The 20,435-nt window shown below is 71.6% G+C and carries 15 protein-coding genes; 9 read left to right on the top strand and 6 right to left on the bottom strand.

Annotation, left to right across the window (positions count from 1 at the left end):
- Positions 1 to 80 precede the first annotated feature (80 nt).
- From H0X91_RS12625 to H0X91_RS12595, 7 genes are read left to right on the top strand one after another with little or no spacing between them, the layout of a single operon-like run.
- Entirely contained in the window at positions 81 to 1,337 is a 1,257-nt protein-coding gene (locus tag H0X91_RS12625) for a polysaccharide biosynthesis/export family protein (protein ID WP_080331058.1), read from the top strand.
- Positions 1,334 to 1,843, top strand: a complete 510-nt coding sequence (locus tag H0X91_RS12620) for an arsenate reductase/protein-tyrosine-phosphatase family protein (RefSeq protein ID WP_080331059.1) — start codon at positions 1,334 to 1,336, stop codon at positions 1,841 to 1,843. The genes H0X91_RS12625 and H0X91_RS12620 overlap by 4 nt, the downstream gene beginning before the upstream one ends.
- Complete coding sequence (locus H0X91_RS12615) at positions 1,840 to 4,113, top strand: polysaccharide biosynthesis tyrosine autokinase (protein ID WP_196433076.1); 2,274 nt, start codon at positions 1,840 to 1,842, stop codon at positions 4,111 to 4,113. The genes H0X91_RS12620 and H0X91_RS12615 overlap by 4 nt, the downstream gene beginning before the upstream one ends.
- Positions 4,110 to 5,330 (top strand): glycosyltransferase family 4 protein, encoded by a 1,221-nt coding sequence (locus tag H0X91_RS12610; RefSeq protein ID WP_077178215.1) that lies wholly within the window; start codon positions 4,110 to 4,112, stop codon positions 5,328 to 5,330. The genes H0X91_RS12615 and H0X91_RS12610 overlap by 4 nt, the downstream gene beginning before the upstream one ends.
- Complete coding sequence (locus tag H0X91_RS12605; RefSeq protein ID WP_196433075.1) at positions 5,330 to 6,493, top strand: polysaccharide pyruvyl transferase family protein; 1,164 nt, start codon at positions 5,330 to 5,332, stop codon at positions 6,491 to 6,493. Before H0X91_RS12610 ends, H0X91_RS12605 begins: the two co-directional genes overlap by 1 nt.
- Complete coding sequence (locus H0X91_RS12600; protein ID WP_196433074.1) at positions 6,490 to 7,785, top strand: lipopolysaccharide biosynthesis protein; 1,296 nt, start codon at positions 6,490 to 6,492, stop codon at positions 7,783 to 7,785. Before H0X91_RS12605 ends, H0X91_RS12600 begins: the two co-directional genes overlap by 4 nt.
- Positions 7,775 to 8,824 carry a hypothetical protein gene (locus H0X91_RS12595; RefSeq protein ID WP_196433073.1) on the top strand — a complete coding sequence of 350 codons (1,050 nt, stop codon included), beginning with the start codon at positions 7,775 to 7,777 and terminating at the stop codon, positions 8,822 to 8,824. Before H0X91_RS12600 ends, H0X91_RS12595 begins: the two co-directional genes overlap by 11 nt.
- 7 nt (positions 8,825 to 8,831) lie before the next feature.
- Here the strand turns inward: H0X91_RS12595 and H0X91_RS12590 are convergent, their stop codons facing one another.
- The 4 genes from H0X91_RS12590 to H0X91_RS12575 all read right to left on the bottom strand — a co-directional run bounded on the left by H0X91_RS12590 (position 8,832) and on the right by H0X91_RS12575 (position 14,299).
- A complete protein-coding gene (locus tag H0X91_RS12590; RefSeq protein ID WP_330165484.1) occupies positions 8,832 to 9,782 on the bottom strand; it encodes a beta-xylosidase in 951 nt (316 codons plus the stop codon).
- A 259-nt stretch (positions 9,783 to 10,041) separates the two neighbouring features.
- The gene (locus H0X91_RS12585; protein WP_124477766.1) at positions 10,042 to 11,625 is read right to left on the bottom strand and encodes a DHA2 family efflux MFS transporter permease subunit; all 1,584 of its coding nucleotides are present in this window, start codon (positions 11,623 to 11,625) and stop codon (positions 10,042 to 10,044) included.
- Positions 11,622 to 12,746 carry an HlyD family secretion protein gene (locus H0X91_RS12580; protein ID WP_196433071.1) on the bottom strand — a complete coding sequence of 375 codons (1,125 nt, stop codon included), beginning with the start codon at positions 12,744 to 12,746 and terminating at the stop codon, positions 11,622 to 11,624. Before H0X91_RS12580 ends, H0X91_RS12585 begins: the two co-directional genes overlap by 4 nt.
- 59 nt (positions 12,747 to 12,805) lie before the next feature.
- A complete protein-coding gene (locus tag H0X91_RS12575; RefSeq protein ID WP_196433070.1) occupies positions 12,806 to 14,299 on the bottom strand; it encodes an efflux transporter outer membrane subunit in 1,494 nt (497 codons plus the stop codon).
- Between the two features lie 116 nt (positions 14,300 to 14,415).
- On the opposite strand from H0X91_RS12575, the gene H0X91_RS12570 reads away from it, so the two are divergent.
- Together H0X91_RS12570 and H0X91_RS12565 are read left to right on the top strand one after the other, a co-directional pair.
- Complete coding sequence (locus H0X91_RS12570; protein WP_006494477.1) at positions 14,416 to 15,189, top strand: AraC family transcriptional regulator; 774 nt, start codon at positions 14,416 to 14,418, stop codon at positions 15,187 to 15,189.
- Positions 15,190 to 15,308: 119 nt separating this feature from the next.
- Positions 15,309 to 16,295 (top strand): LysR family transcriptional regulator, encoded by a 987-nt coding sequence (locus H0X91_RS12565; protein ID WP_023478068.1) that lies wholly within the window; start codon positions 15,309 to 15,311, stop codon positions 16,293 to 16,295.
- 28 nt (positions 16,296 to 16,323) lie between these two features.
- Here H0X91_RS12565 and H0X91_RS12560 read toward each other — a convergent pair whose 3' ends face one another.
- Both H0X91_RS12560 and H0X91_RS12555 read right to left on the bottom strand, forming a co-directional pair.
- On the bottom strand, positions 16,324 to 16,812 hold the full coding sequence (locus H0X91_RS12560) for an SRPBCC family protein (RefSeq protein ID WP_006479988.1): 489 nt from the start codon (positions 16,810 to 16,812) through the stop codon (positions 16,324 to 16,326).
- 55 nt (positions 16,813 to 16,867) lie between these two features.
- A complete protein-coding gene (locus H0X91_RS12555) occupies positions 16,868 to 20,434 on the bottom strand; it encodes an amino acid adenylation domain-containing protein (RefSeq protein ID WP_196433069.1) in 3,567 nt (1,188 codons plus the stop codon).
- Position 20,435: the final 1 nt, after the last annotated feature.

Below are 20,435 nucleotides of genomic sequence, written 5' to 3'. Positions count from 1 at the left end.
CGATTGACCCGGCGGCCCCTGCTTCGGCAGCCCGCTCCTGCGCCGCCGTCTCCGGCGCGCGGCGCAACTGGAAGGAACTCATGACACCCTCGATCGCATCGGCGGCCGCGCGCCGCCACGGTGCGCTCGCGCTCGTCCTGACGGCCTGCGTAGCGCTGTCAGGATGCGCGTTCGCGCCCGGCATGAAGATGAACACGTCGTATCTCGGCTGGCTCGCCGACGCGCCGGATGACGGCGCGCCCGCGCCGGCCGCGGCCGACTCGCGCGCGGCCGAAGCACGCGCCGCGGCCGCATCGACCACGGCCGGCACGCCGGTTCGCGCGCCGCTCGCGGGCGGGGATGCCGTCGCCACGCCGCCGATCGTCGACATCGATCCGTCGCTGATCGCGCGCCAGCGCGCGGCCCGCGATGCGGCCGCGGCGGCGTTCGACACGCCGGCCGCATCGCGCGCGTCGTCGGCCTACCGGATCGGCCCGGGCGACGTGCTGCAGATCACCGTGTGGGATCACCCGGAACTCGCGGCGGCCCAAGGCGGCGCACAGCAGACGCCGCCGCGCGCGGCCGACCCGGTTGCCGGCTTCGTCGTCGACGACCGCGGCAACCTGACGTTCCCGTATGCCGGCGCGCTGAAGGTCGCCGGCCTGACCGCCGCCGACGCGCAGGCGCGGGTGAAGCAGGCGCTCGGCAAGATCTACCGAGACCCGCAGGTCACGTTGCGCGTGGCATCGTTCCGTTCGCAGCAGGTGTACGTCGACGGCGAAGTCCACACGCCGGGCGCGCTGCCCGTCAACGACGTGCCGATGACGCTCGCCGACGCGATCGCGCGCGCCGGCGGCTTCACGCCCGGCGCCGACCAGAGCGACGTGACGATCGTGCGCGACGGCACGCCCGTGCGCATCGACCTGGCGCGCCTGATCGAGCGCCACCGCGACCCGTCGCGCATCGTGCTGCGCGGCGGCGACCTGCTGCGCGTCGGCGCGCGAGACAGCAACGGCGTGTACGTGATGGGCGAGGTCAACCGGCCGATGCTCGCGTTGCCGAAGCGCGACGGCCGTCTCACGTTGAGCGACGCGCTGCTGCAGGCCGGCAGCATCAATTCCAATACCGCCGACGCCGCGCAGATGTTCGTGATCCGCGGCGCGCAGGGCCGCACGCCGACGGTATTCCATCTCGACGCGCGCTCGCCGGTCGCGATGGTGCTCGCGAACCAGTTCGAGCTGGAGCCGAAGGACATCGTCTACGTCGACGGCAACGGGCTCGTCCGCATCAGCCGCGTGCTGAGCCTGTTGCTGCCCAGCGTGAACACGGGCGTCGCCGCCGGGATCGCCACGAAATGAGGCCGACCCCGCCCCCCTTCCTGCTCGCCGTCTGCGAAGGCAACGTGTGCCGCAGCCCGCTCGCAGCCGCGCTGCTCGCGGCGAAGCTGCCGCACGCGCGGACCGGCTCGGCCGGCCTCGCGCCGCCGAACGGCCGGCCGGCCGACCCGCTGGCCCGCGAGATGGCCGCCGCGCGCGGGCTGAACCTCGACGCGCATGCGGCCCGGCCGGTGACGGCCGCGCTGTGCGCGCAGGCCGACCTGATCTTCGTGATGGACGGCGGGCAGCGCCGCGTGCTCGAAGCGCGTCACCCGTTCCTGCGCGGCCGCGTGTTCCGTCTCGGCGAGTACGCGCGGATCGCCGACGGCGCGCCGCTCGGCCTCGACATCCCCGACCCCTACCGCGGTACGCGCGACGACTTCGTGCGCTGCGCGGCGCTGATCGATCTCGCGGTCGGCAGCTGGCTGCCGCGGCTCGCCGCGCGCTGGCCGCACATCACCGCCTCCTTCTCCGGATCCCAGTCATGACGAGTTCCGCTTCCCCCGAACGCGAGATCGACCTGATCCGCGTACTCGACGTCCTGCGCCAGGCACGCTGGACGATCGCGTCGATCACGGCGGCCTGCGTCGCCGCCGGCGCGCTGTATGCGTTCGTCGCGCCGCCGATCTACCAGGCCGACCTGATGATCCAGACCGACGACGCGACCGACGCCGCGTCGAAGAACCTGCTCGGCGATGCCGCGTCGTTCTTCAACGTCGCGTCGCCCGCGTCGGCCGAGGCGCAGATCCTGTCGTCGCGGCTCGTCGTCACGCGCGCGGTGGAAGACCTGCGCGCGTATATCGTCGCGGCCCCCGCCCGCGTGCCGGTGATCGGCGCGTTCGTCGCGCGCTTCAACGACGGCGCGGTGAAGCCCGGCCTGTTCGGTTTCGGCGGCTATGCGTGGGGGCAGGAGCGGATCGACGTCGTGCGCTTCGACGTCCCGACGCGCGCGGAAGGCGACACGTTCCAGGTCGTGCGGCTCGACGACACGCGTTACCGGCTTACCGGCGCGAGCCTGAAGGCCGATGCGGTCGGCACGATCGGCCGCACGGAAACCTTCGACACGCGCTACGGCCCGCTGCACCTCGACATCACCGGCTTCGACGCGCTGCCCGGCACGCGCTTCACGCTGGTGCGTCAATCGCGCGCGGAAACGATCGACACGCTGCGCACCGCGCTCGACGTCCAGGAGAAGGTGAAGCAATCGGGTGTGCTTGTCGCGTCGCTACGCGGCCACGATCCCGTCGACATCAGCGCGACGCTCAACGCGATCGCCAACCGTTACGTCGAACAGAACATCGCGCGCCGCACGGCCGAGGCCGCGCAATCGCTCGCGTTCCTGAACGAGCAGCTGCCGATCGTGAAAGGCCAGCTCGAGCGCGCGGAAACGCGTTACGCGACCCTGCGCAGCCGCACCGGCTCGGTCGATCTCGAGGAAGAAGGCAAGGTCGTCCTGCAACAAGGCGCCGACCTGCAGACGCGCCTGCTCGAACTGCAGCAGAAACACGACGAACTGTCCCGCCGCTTCCTGCCGACGCACCCCGACATGGCCGCGCTCGACGCGCAGCTCGCGACGTTGAAGCGCCAGCAGGGCGCGCTCGACGCGCGCATCGCCCGGCTGCCCGCCCAGCAAAGCGAGGAAGTGCGCGCCCGGCTCGACGTGAAGGTGAACGCGGACCTGTACACCGCGCTGCTGAACAACACCCAGCAACTCGAACTCGTGCAGGCCGGCAGGACGGCGAGCGTGCGCGTGGTCGATGCGGCCGTCGCGCCGGCCGATCCGGTGCGGCCGAACCGGCCGGTCGTGATCGCCGCCGCCGCGCTGGCCGGCCTCGCGCTCGGGCTGATCGCCGCATTCGCGCGCGAATTCCTGTACGGCGGCCTGACCGCCGTCGACGAGATCGAGCGCCACACGTCGCTGCCGGTGCGCGCGGTGCTGCCTGCCGCCGCCCGTCAGCGCAAGCTGATGCGCGCGGTCGAACGTCATGACGCGGGCCTGCACGTGCTCGCGTACGACGATCCGTACGAACCGGCGATCGAAGGGCTGCGCAGCCTGCAGACCGCACTGCACTTCGCGCTCGCCGATCGCGCGCATCCGCTGGTGCTGGTCACGGGCCCCGCACCCGGCACCGGCAAGTCGTTCGTATCGGTCAACCTCGCGGCGGTGCATGCGGCGAGCGGCCGGCGCGTGCTGCTGATCGACGGCGATCTGCGCAAGGGCTATCTGCACCAGTACTTCGGACTCGAACGCGGCGCGGGCTTCGCGGCGCTGCTCGCCGGCCGCGCGCACGCCGACGACGCCATCCGGCGCGACGTCGCGCCGAATCTCGACTTCCTGCCGACCGGCGAACTGCCGAGCGCGCCGACCGCGCTGCTGCAGCAGGCCGGCCTCGGCGCGCTGCTCGCGTCGCTGCGCGCGCGCTACGACCTCGTCGTCGTCGATTCCGCCCCGCTGCTCGCCGCCACCGACTCGACCTGGCTCGGCGCCCATGCCGACGCGACGCTCCTCGTCGCACGCGCGGGCTCGACACGGGCCGGCGAACTCGTCGAAGCCGCGAAACGCCTGCCGCAGCGGCCCGACGCGCAGCCCGGCGTCGTGCTGAACGGCCTCGATCCGCGCACGGGCGCATCGGCCTTCGGCTCGAAATACGGCGGCTACCGCTACGAAGCGTACCGCTACACGTGCGACGCGCGGCGCTGTACGCACCTCGCCCGCCTGCGCGCGGCACTTCAACGTCTGCTGCGGAGGTCCGCATGAGCGACATCGCATTCGCGCCGTCATTCGACGAGCGCGCGCCCCTTCAACCCGACACGCGCCCTCCGGCTTCGCCCCCCGCCGCGCCGCCGCTGCGCATCGCGCTCGTCGTCGAAGCCGCCGGCGGCGGTGTCGCCGTCCACCTGACCGACCTGATCGCCGGTCTGCACGCACGCGGCTACGCGGACATCCACCTGATCGCGCCGCTCGGCGAGCGCTTCGACGACGCGATGCTGGCCGACGCGGCCGCGCGGTGCAAGACCGTGCACCGGCTGCCGCTGCGGCGCGCGGTCGGCGCACACGACCTGCGCGGCATGCTCGCGCTGCGCCGGCTGTTGCGCCGGATCCGGCCCGACATCGTGCACAGCCACAGCTCGAAGGCCGGCGCGCTCGCGCGCCTGTGCCGCGGGCCCTGGAAGCAGGTCTACACGCCGCATGCGGTCTATACGCTGAACCCGACGCTGTCGCCCGCGAAGCGCGCGTTCTACGGCAGCGTCGAGCGCGTGCTCGGCAATGCGTGCTCGGACGCGGTGATCGCCGTGTCGCAGGACGAAGCCGATCACCTGCATGCGCTCGGCATCGCGCGCGAGCGCATCCGGCTCGTCGAGAACGGCGTCACGCCGCCGATGCTGCTCGCGCGCCAGGCGGCACGCATCGCGCTCGGGCTGGCCGATCACCCGTTCGTCGTCGGGTTCGTCGGGCGGTTCGATCACCAGAAGGGGATCGACCGCCTCGTGCGGATCGCGCGCGTACTCGACGAACGCTTCGGCAATCGCGTGCAGGTCGTCGCGGTCGGCTCGGGCGACTTCGACCGGGCAGCGGGCGACGAGGCGCACGACCTGCCGGCGAACCTGCGCATCGCGGGCCGCGTCGACGCCGCGCGCCGCTACTTCTCCGCGTTCGACCTGCTCGCGCTGCCGAGCCGCTACGAAGGGTTTCCGTACGTGTGCCTCGAAGCCGTCGCCGCACGGGTGCCGATCGTGGCGACGCAGGTGTCGGGCGCGACCGAGCTGATCGCCGACCACCGCGTCGGGCTGACGGTATCGAACAGCGACGATCCGGCCGCGTTCGCGTCGATGGTCGGCCGGCTCGTCGAGCATCCGGCCGCGCACCGGCTGATGCGCGAACAATGCGCACGCGCCTACCCCCATTTCTCGGCGGACGCGATGGTCGATCGCACGCTCGCCGTCTATCGCGACCTGCTGCGGGAGAACGCATGATGAGCCGCCCCGTTCACGTGGCGCTGCTGCACGCGTACAGCGCACGCAATTCCGGCGACGGGCTGCTCGTCGAGCTGTCGGTCGGGCTGCTGCGCGGCGCGTTCGGCGCCGACACGCGCGTGTCCGCCGTCGCGGCCGATCCCGCGTCGTTCCCCGCTTATCCGGACGTGCGGCCCGCGCCCGTGCTCGCCGCCGGCGCCGCCGGGCGGCTGATCGGCGCGGCGATGGCGGCGCTGCCCGTCGGCGCCAATCCGGCGCTGGCCGACCTGCGCGGCCTGCTGAAACAGGTCGACCTGATCGTCGGCGTCGGCGGTGGCTACCTGCGCGCGCGCAACAGCGTCGAGGCGCTCAAGCTCGAAGCCGGGCACCTCGTGCAGATGCGTGCGGCACGCGCGGCGCGCAAGCCGGCCGTCTATCTGCCGCAGAGCATCGGCCCGGCTGCCGGCAATGCGATGCTCGCAGGCCACCTGACGTCGCTGCTCGCGGGCTTCCACACCGTGTTCGTGCGCGACGATCGTTCGATGGCGCTGCTCGCCGCCAACCCGAACACCCGGCGGGCGCCCGATCTCGCGGTGCTCGAATTCGGCCGTCGGGCGGCCGGCCTGCGCGCGCACGCGCATGTGCCGCCGGCCCGCCCCGGCCACATCGCGCTGGTGCTGCGCCGTCCGCCCGCGTGGAGCGCCGCGCAATGCGCGCGTTACCACGCGCAGACGGAAGCGTTGATCGAACGGCTCGGCGCGTTCTGCCGCATCACGTTCGCCGTGCAAAGCACGGGGCGCGGCAACGACGACGCCGCGTACTACCGGGAACGCGGCTTCGACGATACGCGTACGCTGAAGGACGTGCTCGCCGGCGACACGCCCGATGCGGTCGTCTCCGTGCGCCTGCACGGCGCGCTCGAGTCGATCCTGCATGGCGTGCCGGCCTATCACCTGAGCTACGAGCGCAAGGGGTTCGGCGCGTATGCCGATCTCGGCGTCGGCCACTGGGTCGCGAACGCGGCCGATTTCGATGCGAATGCGGTATGCGACACGCTGTTCGCCCCCGACGCGCTGCGCCGCTTCTGGACGCAGACCGACACCGGCATCGCGCGGCTCGCCCGCGAACGCGAGCGAATCGTCGCCGCGCTGCGGGCTGCGCTCCACGACGGAGCGGCGCGATGAAGGCCGCATCGTCGCGCCTCGCGCTGCGGGTCGGTGCGCTTGGCCTCAAATTCGTGCTGACGATCGTCGTCGCGCGCACGCTCGGCTTCGAAGCGGTAGCCGTCTATGGTGTCGCGCTCGCGGTGTCGGTCGTCGCGTCGAAGGTACTCGGCCTCGGCTTCAGCACCGAAATCAACCGGCGGCTCGCCGGCCCCGATCCGCGCGATGCGATCCGAACCTGCATGCGGCTGTCCGTGCTGTATGCGGGCGTCTATGTCGTGCTGTGCGGCGCGGCCGCGCTGCCGGTCGGCGCGTTCTTCGGGCGGCCGCGGGCGGGCGCGCTGGCCGACGTGCCGCTCGTCCTGGTGACGCTCGTCGCATGCGCCGAACATGCGGCGCTCGAAGTCAACACGTGGCTGTTCTCGCTGCATCGCGCCCGCGCGGCGTCATGGCTGCTGTTCGTGCGGACCGGCGCGTGGGCCGGCGTCGCGGTCGCCGCGCTCGCGACGCGCGCGATCGGGTCGATCGACGCCGTGTTCGCACTCTGGTTCGCCGGCGACATGCTGGTTGTCGCGCTCGGCTGGCTGCTGATTTCGCGCACGGCGCGCCGGCTGCCGGCGATGCCCGCGCTGTCGGCCACGCGCTTGCCGCTCGCGACGGTCTGGCGCAGCGGCGCGCCGTTCTTCGTCGCGTTGCTGCTGCTGTCGGTGCTGCAGTATCTCGAACGCTTCGTCGCATCCGCGATGCTCGATGCGGGCGAGCTCGGCCGCTACGTGTTCGTCTGGTCGATCGCGAACGCGATCCAGACGATCGCGTCGGCCACCGTCGCGGCGGTCGCCGCGCCGCGCCTCGTGCGTGCGCTCGACTGTCCGCGCAACGCGCCGAAGGCATTTCGCGGCGAACTCGCGCAGGCGCTGCGCGGGTCGGTGATCCTGACCGGCGCGGCCGCGCTCGCGATCGTCACCGTGCATCCGTGGCTGTTCCGGCTCGCGCATGAAGGCAACGACCTGCCGTCGACGGTCATCCTCGCGATCCTGCTGCTGTCGTTCGTACTGCGCGCCGCGTGCGACGTGCTGTGGGCCGCCGCCGTCGCGTTGCGGGCAGGCCGCGTGGTCGCGTGCGTGATGGCCGTGCTGACGCTCGCGTGCGTACCGATGACGATCGCGCTCGTGCATGACGGGCACGCGATCGGCGCAGCCGTCGCGCATCTCGTCGCGAGCATCGCGGTGTTCGCGTGGCTCGCATGGATCGTGTCGTCGCGCGCCCCGACAGCGCGCCGCGCCATCCGGCCGGGAGCGGCCGATGTTGCGTAACCTGATCGCGAGCGGTCCGCTGCTGAGCCGCGGCTTGCGCAATGCCGTCGCCGCGTGTCTCGCGCTGCTGTACGTCGGCGTCTATGCGAATGCGCGCGCGCTGCTGCCGGAATTCATCTTCCGCGACGCGGACAAGATCCAGACGCAGATCGGCGGCGGCTCGACCTACGACGGCTCGTCGTTCGACGCGGTCGGCAAGCTGTACCAGGCGCTCGGCGGCGCCGGCACGGCCGTGTTCGTCGTCGCGCTGGGCGTCGCCACGATCTGGATCGCGCTACGCGCGACACGGCGGCTCGGCGCGCTGGTCGCCCATCTCGCGTTGATTGCGCCGTGCCTGTTCTTCAACCTGTTCGTCGCGAGCAAGGACACGCTCGTCGTCGCGATGTCGATCGCGGTGCTCGCCGTTGCGCGCGTACGCGGCACGACGGGTACGATGCTGATCGCCGTGCTGCTGTACCTCGGCTACGCGGCCACGATCCGCGGTTACTTCGCGTTGATCGTCGCGATCGCGCTCGCGGCATGGGTGTTGCGCCGGGTATCGACGCTGCCGGGGCTGGCCGGCGCATTGCTGGTCGTCGCCGTGCTCGTCGCGCTGCCGAATGCCGCCTATACGCTGCTTCAGCAGCCGCGCGACCTCGCGGTCGACTATCTCGTGTATGCGTCGCCGTTCGGCGCGCGCACGAGTTTCTACAATCCGTTTCCGCCCGATTCGTTCGTCCATTTCGCGGGCAACTATGCGTATTCGCTCGTGCGGCTCAACCTGCCGGTGCTGTTCTCGTTCGATCCGAAGGGATTCGCGATGCAGGCGCTGGTCGCGCTGTTTCTCTGCGCCGCATGGCGACGCGTTCCCGTGCGGCGTGCCGGTGAAGGCGGAAACGCACTGCCCCGCAACGGCGAACTGCTCGCGTGCCTGCTGCTCGGCCATGTCGCGGTCTCGATGCTGTTCGAGCCGGATCTCGGCAGCTACCTGCGGCACCTGTCCAGCGTCGCCTTGTTCGCCGTCGCGCTGTGGTCGATCCGCACGCGCGAGCCGGCTTGACGGTCGGCTACGGCTTCGACGTCGTCGCGCGCAGCGACGCGCGGGCCGCCTCGAGCGCGGGCTTCGGCGACCGGTCCGCGCGCACGAGCCCGTAGCTGCGCTGCGCCGCATCGCTCGCATTCGCCGTATCGGCCCATTCGTAGACCGACAGCAGCGGCGTGCCGAGCGTCGCGCGCGCATCGAGCAGCATGCGCACACGGCGCGCCTGCCGCGCGTCGCCGTCGACGCCCGCCGACGCTGTACCGTCTTCGGTCACGAGCGCCGGCAGGCCGTAACGTGCGCGAATGTCGCGCGCGGCATCGCGGATCTGCGGCGGCGTCATCCCGTACGCGTGGTACGACACGGCGTCGAGACACGCGGGTGACGCGGCAACCATGCCGGCCAGCAGGCGGTCGGGCACGCTGCCGGGCAGCGGCGGCCGTGCGAAGCCGAAGCCGACGACCGGAGCGGACGGCCGGCGCGCGGCCAGGCCGCGGCACACGCCTTCGACAAACGGCGGGAAGGTGTGCGCGACGTCGCCGGTCGGCCAATAACGGCCCAGATCCGGTTCGTTCCACAGCTCGATCGCCACCAGCGCGCGGTCGTATCGCGCGGCGAGCTGCGTCACCACGCCGGCCAAACGGGCGCCGGCCGCCACGAGCGACGGGCGGTCCGTCTTCGCTTCGCGCGCTCCATCGTCTTGCCCCAGCGGCGCGAGCATACGCACGGTCAGCAACACCGGCAGCCGAGCCGCACGCGCCGCCGCGAATGCCTCGTCGACCTGACGACGGTAGTCCGCACGATCGAGACGATCGGTCCATACGCCGAAGCGGATGAAGTCGAAGCCGGTCTGTCGGATCTGCCGCGCATCGGCGAGCGTCAACGACTGGATCTTCGTCTGGACGCCGACAAGCGGCCGGCCGTCGGACGCGGCCGGCCAGCGCGCGCGGTCGTCGGCATGGGCGGGCGGAAGTGCCACGAAACACGGTACGACGGCGACGAACAGCGTGGAAATCCGGAGCATGGGCAGGAGAACGATCGGGCATGCCGGCAGCATGTGACGCGTTGCGCAACGAACCTGCACGCGCACGGCCGGCGGAAAACAGGGGCATCGTGGCCGATCGTGCATTGTTGCAGAGCCGCGCGCTCGCCACCATCGGACCGGTCCGAGCGCGTTCGGCTCCGTGCCGGCGCACCGCCCGCGGGCACGCCTGCCCGGCCCGTTGCGGCCCCCGCCGCTACGCCTTCTTCCTCCCCCTCAACACGAACGCCGCCGCCGTACACCCGATCATCGCGATTCCCGCGATCAGGAACGTATCGCTGTACGCCATCAGCAGCGCCTCGCGCATCACGCGCTGGTTCACGAGCCCGAGCGCCATCTCCTGCACGCCGGAGATCGATCCGCCCGGCAGCACGTCCGCGCGCGGTGCATGCACGCGGGCAAGCAGCCGCGCGAGCATCGCCATCCGTTCCTGGAACGCTTCGGAGAACGGCGTGACCGTCTCGCCGATGCGCATCGCGTGCAGCTTCTGCCGCTCGACGACGATCTGGCTCATCACCGCGATGCCGATCGCGCCGCCGACGTTGCGGACCATGTTGAACACGCCCGACGCGGAGCCGAGTTGCGCCTTCTCGATCCCGTCGACAGCCATCACGGCCAGCGCGATCACGACGAACGACTGCCCGATCCCGCGCACGATCAGCGACGGGACGATCACGTTCGATGCCGCATCGGCGTCGAGGTGGATGTTCATCAGGCAGCCGGCCGCGACCAGCACGAAGCCGAGCACGATCGTCGTGCGCGGGCTGGTGCGGCGCATCAGCGGCGGCGTCAGGAACGACATCGCGAACTGCACGAGCCCGTACGGAATCATCGCGAGGCCGATGTCGCGCGCGCTGTAGCCGTGCAGCTCGGCGAAGTAGTTCGGCACGAGAAACACCACGCCGAACACCACCGCGCCGAACAGGAACTGCATCAGGCTCGCGATCCCGAAGTTGTACTGGCCGAGCAGCCGCAGGTTGATGAACGGCTCCTTGCGCCGCAGCTCGATCGCGACGAACGCCGCCAGCCCGAGCGCCGCGACGATCGACAGCTCGACGATCAGGTCCGACGCGAACCAGTCCTTGCGCCCGCCCTCCTCCAGCACGATCTGCAGCGCGCTCAGGCCGACCGCCATCGTCGCGATGCCGAACCAGTCGGCCCGCCTGAGCATCCCGAGCTGCACCGGCACGGGCCGGATCGCCCAGCCGATCGCCGCGACCAGCGCGATCGCCGGCGGAATCTGCAGATAGAAGATCCAGCGCCACGAATACATGTCGGTGAGCCACCCGCCGACCGACGGCCCCGCCGCCTGCGCGACGTTGTTCGCGATCGCGAACAGCGCCATCCCGAGCGGATGTTTCGACGGCGGCAATTCGGTGACGATCAGCTGGAACGACAGCGGGATCAGCACGCCGCCGAACGCGCCCTGCAGCGCCCGCGCGACGATCATCGTCGAGATGCTCGGCGCGACCGAGCACGCGAGCGAAAACGCGAGAAAGCCGGTCGCGCCGACCAGCAGCACGCGTCGCGCGGAAAACACCTGCACGAGCCAGCCGGTGAGCGGAATCACGACGATCTCGGCGACGAGGTACGCGGTGGTGATCCACGAGCCTTCCTCGAAGCTCGCGCCGAGCGAGCCGCGGATGTCGGGCAGCGACGCATTGGTCACGTGCACGTTCATGCCGGCCATGAAGCAGCCGAACACGCCGCCGAGCACCGCGACCCACGCGCGCAGCGAAACGGTGTCTTCGTGCGCAGCCTGCGCGGTCGTCGTGCTCACGTGCCGGCCCCCTGCGTGCCGCGCGTGTCGACGCGCGCGATCACCGACATCCCGGGCCGCAGCACGACGCCGGCCGGCGGCGCATCGACGCGGATCTTCACCGGGATGCGCTGCACGATCTTCGTGAAGTTGCCGGTCGCGTTGTCCGGCGGCAGCAGCGCGAACTGCGCGCCCGAGCCCGGCGCGAGGCCGATCACGCGACCGTGCAGCGTATGGCCCGAATAGGTGTCGACGTCGATCTGGACGGGCTGGCCGTCGTACATCGCGCCCAACTGCGTTTCCTTGAAGTTCGCGACCACGTACACGTCGCTCAGCGGCACCACCGCGAGCAGCGGCATCCCGACTTCGACGTACTGGCCCGCCCGCACCGCGCGCTGGCCGACGCTGCCGTCGCGCGTCGCGCGGATCACCGTGTGGTCGAGATCAAGCTGCGCGAGCGCCAGCTTCGCCTGGGCCGCGGCAAGCCGCGCACGCGCCTGCGCGATCGCGGCCGCGCTCTGTTCGCGGCGGCGCTGCAGCACGGTCTGCTGGTCGGTCTGCACGCGCACGGCCGCCCCGGCGCGGGCCAGTTCGGCGCGCGCCTTCAGCGCGTCCGCGTGGGCCTGCTCCCAGCGCTGTCCGCTCGCGGCGGATTCGGCCAGCAGTTGCTTGTAGCGCGTCGCATCGGCGTCGCGCCGCGCGGCTTCGGCGCGCGCGGCGGCCGCGTCGGCATCGGCCTGCGCGATCTGGCTGCGCTGCTGGCCGATCTGGGCGTCGAGCGTCGAAGCCGCTGCCTGCTCGGCTTGCAGCGTCGCGTCGGCCGCTGCCACGGCGGCCTGCGCATCGTCGACCTTCGCGCGATAGTCGCGATCGTCGAGCCGCACGAGCACGTCGCCGCGCTTCACCGGCTGGTTGTCGTCGACGGCGACCTGCGTGACGTAACCCGACACGCGGGAGCTGACGGTCACGACGTCGGCGCGGACATATGCGTCGTCGGTGCTTTCGATGAAACGGCCGACGGTCCACCAGTGCCAGCCGAACACGGCGAGCGCGATGACGGCGAGCACGACGCCCGCGGCGATCAGTTGGCGCCGGGAGAACCGGGCGGTTTTGGCTTTTTCGGGTACGGCAGTCGTGCTCATGATCGGAATGATGGGTAGGCGTGCAAGAGAACGGACAGGGACGCGGCGAACGCGGCCGGCTACGGTTGCCAGCCGCCTCCGAGCGCCTTGAACACGGCGACCTGGTCGAGCGAGACCTGCTGCGTCGACTCGGCCAGCGCCGAATCGACCGCGACGAGGCTGCGCTGCGCGTCGAGCACGCCGAGGAAATCGAGGGCGCCGGCTTCGTAGTTCAGCTCGGCGAGACGATAGGCGCGCGCATGTTCGGCGCGGGCGGTTTCGAGCGCGGCGCGACGGCGCCACGCGGCGCCGTAGCGAGCCAGCGCCTGCTCGGTTTCCTTCAGCGCGCGCAGCACCTGCGCATCGAATTGCGCACGGGCGAGCGTGTCGTCGGCGCGGGCCTGCGCGAGCCGCGCGCGGCTCGCCGCCATGTTCGGGAAGCGCCACGTGATCAGCGGGCCGACGCCCCAGGCGATCGCGTACTTGTCGCCGAGCGTCGACGGATCGCCGCCGGTCGACAGCCAGTTCACCGAGCCGCCGAGCGAAATCGACGGATACAGCTCGGCCGTCGCCACGCCGATCCGCGCATTCGCGGCGGCCAGCTGGCGCTCGCTCTCGCGCAGGTCGGGGCGGCGGCGCAGCAGCGACGCGCCGTCGCCGACCGGGAACGGCCGCGCCAGCACGGGCGCGGTGCGGCAATGCGCGGCGGCGTCGGGCAGCGCGCCGGGCGCGCGCCCGGTCAGCACCGCCAGTTCGTACAGCGCGGCGCGCCGTGAGCCGACGAGCGCCGGCAAATCGGCGCGCGTGTCGTCGGCGAACGCGCGCGAACGCGCCACTTCGAGGTCGGACACGAGCCCGTGTGCGCGCTGCTTCGCCGTCAGCGCGGCCAGCCGGTCCGCGATGCCGACCGACTGCTCGGCCACGTCGATCCGCTCGCCGTATGCGCACACCTGCGCATACGCGGCCGTCGTCTCGGCGGCCACCACGACGCGCATCGCATCGGACGCGGCCTGCACCGCATCCGCGTCCGCCCGCGCGGCGTCGACCAGATGGCGCACGCGGCCCCACAGATCGACTTCCCACGACAGCGAGAACGACGGCGCGAAACCCCAGCGCGTGCGCGCATCGGTGTCCTTGGCCGCCGCAACGATCTGGTCGGGCGCGTGCTTGCCGTAGTCGACGCCGAAGCCGGCCGTCGTGTCGGGCAGCCGCGCGGCGCCGGCCTCGTCGAACACGGCGCGCGCGCGCTCGACCCGCGCCACGGCAGCCGCAAGATCGCGGTTCTGCGCGAGCGCATCGCGCACGAGACCGTCGAGCACCGGATCGTCGTACAGGCGCCACCAGCGTTGCGGCGGTTCGCCGGCGGCCGCGACCGGCACGTCGGCCACCGCGTCGAACGGCCCGGTGCGCGTCGCGTCGGACACCGGCGGCCGATACGGCTCGCCGACCGAACACGCGGCCAGCGCGGCCGACGCCAGCAGCACGGCCGCACAGGTGGCGCGCCGCACGCGCGGCAAGCGTGTCTCGACGGCGGGAGAAACGGGCGAAGCGGACGGAATGGACGGAACGCGCATCGGGTGGCAGTGGCAAGGAGGTCGAACAAACGATGGGCTTATGGTAATTTCGACCTATGCGGTCGATCTCGCGCGTAAAGCGCATTCGTCGTCGAGAAAAGGACAATCCCGATCAATTGGAAAATTTCTTCATCGCACTCGAGCGCCAGGCGCGCGACAAGCAGATCGCCGTCGTCGCCTCCGACTCGCCGGCGGGCATGGCGTACCCGCCGCATTCGCACCGCCAGGGCCAGCTGATCCACGCGATTTCCGGCGTGATGATCGTGCACGCGGACGCGGGCAGCTGGGTCGTGCCGACGGGCCGCGCGGTGTGGGTGCCGGGCGGCACGCAGCACGAGATCCGCTCGGCCGGCGACGTGCAGATGCGCACCGTGTTCGTCGGCCCGGAAGTGCGGCCGAGCCTGCCGACCGAATGCCGGGTGATCGAGGTCGGCACGCTGCTGCGCGAACTGATCGTGACGGCCTGCGACCTGCCCGCCGACTACGACCTGTCGCACCGCGCAGGCCGCGTGCTCGCGCTGATCCTCGACGAGATCGAGATCGCGCCGTCGCTGTCGCTGCACGTGCCGATGCCGCGCCATCCCGCGCTCGTCGCGCTGTGCACGCGGCTCATCAACGACCCGTCGTCGGCCGTCACGCTGCAGGCGTGGGCGCGCGACGCGCACATGAACGAGCGCACGCTCGCCCGCGCGTTCAAACGCGAGACGGGCATGACGCACGGCGCATGGTGCCGCCACGCGCGGCTGCTGCTGAGCCTGCCGCGCCTCGCCGCCGGCACGCCGATCCTCGAACTCGCGCTCGAACACGGCTACGACAGCCCCAGCGCGTTCGCGGCGATGTTCCGCAAGGCGCTCGGCGTCGCGCCGAGCGAATACTTCCGGCGGCGCTGAGCCGGGCGTCGATTGTCCGTTTTGCGACGATCGATCGCTGATGCGCGCGCGCGGCGTGCCGTGGCCGTCGCTACAGTAGCGGCATTGCCATACGGCCAGCCGGAGGTTTCGTTATCCCGATGGATCTGATTCAAAGCATGCAGGCGTTCGTCACGCTCGCGGACGCGGGCACCTTCACCGAGACCGGCAAACGGCTCGGCATCACGACCGCGCACGTCAGCCGGCTCGTCGCGTCGCTCGAGCATCGTCTCGGCATCCGGTTGCTGAACCGCACGACGCGTTCGATGTGCCTGACCGAAGCGGGCGAACGCTATCTGGCGCGCGCCCGCGACATCACGCTGGCCGTCGATGCGAGCGAGCGCGAGGCGCGCGACGCGCGCGTGCATCCGCACGGCCGGCTGCGCGCGCATTGCAGCGCCAGCATCGCGAACCATTTCGTGATTCCGCTGATCGGGCAATTCCAGGCGCGCTACCCGGACGTCAGCGTCGACCTGACGCTCGCGCCGCACCTGCCGAAACTGGTGCGCGACAGCTACGACGTCGCGGTGATCGCGATGCCGAGCCTGCCGAGTTCCGAGCAGGTCGCGATCGACGTCGGCCGCATCCGCAGCGTGCTGTGCGCGTCGCCCGCGTATCTCGATGCGCACGGCATGCCCGATTCGCCGGGCGCGCTGGTTCACCATCGCTGCGTGCAACTGGTCGCGCCCGCCTATCACGAGCGCATCTGGACGCTGTGGAACGGTGCGGAAGCACAAACCGTGGACGTCGATCCGTCGATGACGGCCGACGTCGCCGCGTCGCTCGCGATCGCGGTGCGCGAAGGCGCGGGGATCGGCTTGCTGCCGGACTTCGTCGCCGCGGCCGACCTGCGCTCGGGCGCGCTGGTGCGCGTGCTGCCCGACTACCAGGCGGAAGAAATCGGCGTGTTCCTGGTGTACGCGTCGCGCCAGCATCTCGATGCGAAAACGCGCGCCTGGGTCGACTTCATGAAGGCCGCGCTGCGCGACGCGTTCGCGCAGGTGCACGACGACGCATGCGCACCACCGGCCGGGAAGAAAAACCACGCGCCGGGCAACGCCGGCGCGTGGGCCGGCGCCGCCGCATAGCGGCACGGCGCCGGCGGGCGATGCACTGTTACTGCGGCTTGAACAGCGCGCGCAGGTTCGTCATCGCCATGTCGAGGAAGCCGGTGACGAACGCGTCGAATTCCGGCTGGCGCGCGGCGCCGCCGTGCGACGGTTCGCCGGCGATGTCCCACGTCACCGTGCAGGCCTGGTCGCCGCGCGGCTCGACGCGCATCAGTGCCCACAGATTGCCGATGTCGAACGACGTATGAATCAGGCTCCACGTCATCACCATCGCTTCGTCGTCGTGGCTGTTGAGCTGTTCGACGACGACGTTGCCGTCCGCGAAATGCTTGATGCGCAGCGAGCGCACGCCTTCGCCGATCATGTCGGTATGGTCGAGCCCCGTGATGAAGCGCGAGAAGCCGGCGAAATCGCCGACCACGCGCCACGCGTCGCGCGCCGGCACGTCGAGATCGGCCGAGCCGGACAGGATCGGCGTTTGCGGCGCATAGACGAGCGTGGACGGACGGGGTTGCGTTGCAGTACGTTGCAGCATGATGCCTCCTTGATGAATGATGCGATGACAGCGATTGATCGAACGGGGTACGTCTTCACCACGCGGGTTCGGGCTCGGCGTCGCGGCGGGCGTCGTTCGCGCGCGGCGCCGGCTCGGGCGGCGGCGGCATGAAACCGCATTCGGCGAGATAGCCGAAATGCGCATCGAGCAGCGCGTCGTCCTTGTCCGGATACGTGACGCCGAGCCGTCGCAGCGTCGCCTCGGTGCGCGCGTGGTCGATCACGGCCATGTCGCCGATATCGTCCTGCCGGTCGTCGAGATAGAACGCGACGACGTCGAACAGCGCGTTCGATTCGTCGATCGACAACAGCCGCTCGCGCCAGACCTCGGGCGCCTCGAATCGCAGCGGATAGCCGCGCCGCGCGAGCGCGCGCAGGTAGCCGGCCCAGTCGAGCGGGCGCGGGTTGTGCAGATGGAACACGCGCTCGGTGCGCGCGCCGTCGAGCGTGCACGCGACGATCGCCCGCGCCAGGTAGTCGACCGGGCTCAGGTCGAACAGCCCGCCCTCGCTCGCGAGCGGCGCGCAGCCCAACTGCACCGCGCCCTTGAGCAACAGCAGGATGCGGTTGCGTCCCGGCTGGCACAGCCCCGTGCGCGAATGGCCCGTGATGTTGCCGGGCCGCAGGATCGTCGTGTCGATCCCGCGCGCAGCCGCTTCGGCAACGAGATGCTCGGACACCCACTTCGTCAGGTTGTAGCCGTTGTTGACGAAGGCAGGGCCGGCCTCCGACGGGGCCGCCTCGATCAGGCGGCCCGTCGGGCCCGTCGCGCTCGCCGCGGATAGCGTCGATACGAAATGCAGCGCCTTGCGGCGGCCGCTGCAGCACAGGCGGAGCAGTTCGAGCGTCGAGCCGACGTTCTCCGCGTGCAGGTACGGGTAGTCGTACACGTGGTTCACGTGTGCGCCGTTGTGATGAATCGCGCCGACCTCGGCCGCGAGCGTCTGCCACACCGCATCCGACAACCCGAGGCGCGGCGCGCCGAGATCGCCGCGCAGCACCCGCACGCGCGGATGCCCGCACAGATGGCCGAGCCCGTTGACGAACGCCGCTTCGTCGAGCCGCCGGCGCGCGCTCGCATCGTCGTCGCCGCGCACGACGCAATAGACGATCTGGTTCGTGCGGCTGATCAGCTCGCTGAGGATGAAGCTGCCCAGGAAGCCGTTCGCACCGGTCAGCAGCACCGCGCCGGGGCCGTCGCCCGCCGGCTGGTCGGCCGGCAGTCGCACGTCGTCGGGCAGGCGGCGATCGTCGTGCACGCGCGCCGGCACGTTCGCGCCGCGCTCGCCCGACTCGTCGGTCAGCAGCGCCGCGAGCGCGGCGATGGTCGGCCGCTCCATGAAACGCGCGAGCGCCGCGTTGCCGCCCAGCTCGCGCTTCACCGCCAGCATCAGCCGCGACACCAGCAGCGAATGGCCGCCCAGTTCGAAGAACGACGCATCGCGGCCGATCTCGTCCGGCGCGAGTTCGAGCAGCGTCGCCCACATCTCGGCGAGACGCATCTCCAGCGCGCCGCGCGGTGCATCGCGCGTGTCGCTTCCCGCACGCGACACCGGCAGGCGCGCCAGCGCGGCGCGGTCGATCTTGCCGTTCGGCGTCGCGGGCAGCACGTCGAGCGTCGTGATGTCGTACGGCACCATGTAGTCGGGCAGCGTGGCGGCCAGCACGGCGCGCAGCGCATCGGGCGTCGCCGCCGCGTCGACCGGCTTCGCGGCGAACAGGCGGATGCGCTTGCGCTCGTCGGGCACCACCGCGCACTGGCGGTACAGCCCCGCCGCCAGCGCGGCCGTCTCGATCTCGCCCGGCTCGACGCGAAAACCGCGAATCTTCAGTTGCGTGTCGCGGCGGCCCACGTAGCGCAGCGTGCCGTCCGGCTCCCAGCTGGCGATGTCGCCGGTCCGGTACATCGTCGCGCCCGGCGCGCCGTACGGATCGGCGACGAAACGCTCGGCGCTCAGGTCGGGCCGGCCGAGATAGCCGAGCCCGACGCCCGCGCCGGCGATGCACAGCTCGCCCTCCTCGCCGGTGAGCGTCGGACGGCCATCGGCCGCGAGCACATGGCAGCGCGCGTTCGCGATCGGCCGGCCGATGCGCCGGTTGCTGTCGCCGGCGCGCAGTTCGCCCGTCGTCGCGAGCACCGTGCATTCGGTCGGCCCGTAGATGTTGTGCAGCCGCCGGTTCGCGCTCCAGCGCGCGATCGTGTCGGGGTCGCACACGTCGCCTCCGGTGACGAGATGCGCGAGCGCGGGCCAGTCGCAATCCGGCAGCGCCGCGAGCAGCGCGGGCGGCAGGAATGCGTGCGTGATGCGCGCGTCGGCGACGAGCGTCGCGAGCGCGTCGAGTTCGCGGCGCTGCGCTTCGCTCGGCGCGACCAGCGTCGCGCCGGCGAGCCAGGTCGGGAACATGTCGAGCAGCGACGCATCGAACGCCACCGTCGAGAACTGCAGCACGCGCGACGACGCATCGAGCGACACGTGTGCGCGATACCAGTGGCAGAACTGCACGATGTTCCGGTGCGACAGCATCACGCCCTTCGGCACGCCGGTCGACCCCGACGTGTAGATCGCGACCGCGCAGCGCGCAGCGCGATCCGCATCGCGTTCGAGCGGCCACTGGCCGGCCAGCGCATCGGGCGAGGCGTGCGCGTCCGCTTCCGCGTGCGCGCCGCAGTCGATCACGTCGAGGTCGAATCCGTCGAGCAGCGCCGGCTCGACCGCCCCGCCGACGACGAGCGCCTGCGCCCCCGATTCACGCAGGATCGTGCGGGCCCGCTCGGGCGGAAACGCGGGATCGAGCGGCACGCAGGTCGCGCCGGCGCCCAGCACGCCGACGATCGCCGGGTACAGCGCGACGCCCTTGTCGAGCCGCACCGCGACCACGCGCGGCGCGGCGGGCCGCGCGGCAATGCGCGCGGCAACCTGGCGGGCCCGCGCGACCAGCTCGCGATAGGTCAGCTGGCCATCGGCCGCGACGAGCGCGCAGGCGTCCGGCGCGGCGGCCGCCGCACGTGACACGAGTTCCGGCAGCGACGGCTCGCACGGCCACGCGGCGGCCGTGTCGTTCGACGCATGCCAGCCGGCCAGCCGTTCGAGATCGAGCGCGATATCGGCCGGCCCCGGCGGCGTGGCGCGCGGCGCGTCGTTCGGATCGCTCAGCTCGCGCGCGATCCCGCTCGCGACTTCGTGCATCAGATCGACCGCGCATGCGGCGATCTCGTCCGCGAGGTCGGCGCCGTTGAGCGCCGCGCCGAACGCGAGCGTCGCGTCGGCCAGCACGCGCGTGTCGCCCGGCGCCGCGTCGGTCAGCCACGCGACGCGTACCTCGCGCGGCGGAAACGCATCGGCGACGATCTCGCAATGCAGCGGCCGTGCGTGCGCGCAATGCACGGCCGGGTCCGGCGCGCCGCAGACGATCGACCACTCGGCCGCGTTGCGCAACGGTTCGGGTGCCGGCGCCGGCAGCAGCAGCGCATCGGCCGCGTCGCGCAGCGGGCCGTCGCGTCCGTCGGCGATACAGACGGTATGACCGGTCGCCTCGAGTTCAGCCGCCAGCCGTGCGGCGAGACGGGTCTGCCCGCCGATCGCAATGATGATCGCTTTCATC

The organism is Burkholderia sp. 9777_1386 (genome assembly GCF_015712265.1).
Classification (GTDB): domain Bacteria; phylum Pseudomonadota; class Gammaproteobacteria; order Burkholderiales; family Burkholderiaceae; genus Burkholderia; species Burkholderia cenocepacia.
This window is presented reverse-complemented; position numbering and strand designations above follow the sequence as displayed.

Bases quoted from the DNA above. Each gene is read 5' to 3' on its own strand.
- H0X91_RS12625 (WP_080331058.1), top strand. From the start codon at position 81: ATGACACCCTCGATCGCATCGGCGGCCGCGCGCCGCCACGGTGCGCTC.
- H0X91_RS12560 (WP_006479988.1), bottom strand. From the start codon at position 16,812: ATGCTGCAACGTACTGCAACGCAACCCCGTCCGTCCACGCTCGTCTAT.
- H0X91_RS12620 (WP_080331059.1), top strand. From the start codon at position 1,334: ATGAGGCCGACCCCGCCCCCCTTCCTGCTCGCCGTCTGCGAAGGCAAC.
- H0X91_RS12575 (WP_196433070.1), bottom strand. From the start codon at position 14,299: ATGCGCGTTCCGTCCATTCCGTCCGCTTCGCCCGTTTCTCCCGCCGTC.
- H0X91_RS12605 (WP_196433075.1), top strand. From the start codon at position 5,330: ATGAGCCGCCCCGTTCACGTGGCGCTGCTGCACGCGTACAGCGCACGC.
- H0X91_RS12610 (WP_077178215.1), top strand. From the start codon at position 4,110: ATGAGCGACATCGCATTCGCGCCGTCATTCGACGAGCGCGCGCCCCTT.
- H0X91_RS12615 (WP_196433076.1), top strand. From the start codon at position 1,840: ATGACGAGTTCCGCTTCCCCCGAACGCGAGATCGACCTGATCCGCGTA.
- H0X91_RS12565 (WP_023478068.1), top strand. From the start codon at position 15,309: ATGGATCTGATTCAAAGCATGCAGGCGTTCGTCACGCTCGCGGACGCG.
- H0X91_RS12600 (WP_196433074.1), top strand. From the start codon at position 6,490: ATGAAGGCCGCATCGTCGCGCCTCGCGCTGCGGGTCGGTGCGCTTGGC.
- H0X91_RS12580 (WP_196433071.1), bottom strand. From the start codon at position 12,746: ATGAGCACGACTGCCGTACCCGAAAAAGCCAAAACCGCCCGGTTCTCC.
- H0X91_RS12555 (WP_196433069.1), bottom strand. From the start codon at position 20,434: ATGAAAGCGATCATCATTGCGATCGGCGGGCAGACCCGTCTCGCCGCA.
- H0X91_RS12595 (WP_196433073.1), top strand. From the start codon at position 7,775: ATGTTGCGTAACCTGATCGCGAGCGGTCCGCTGCTGAGCCGCGGCTTG.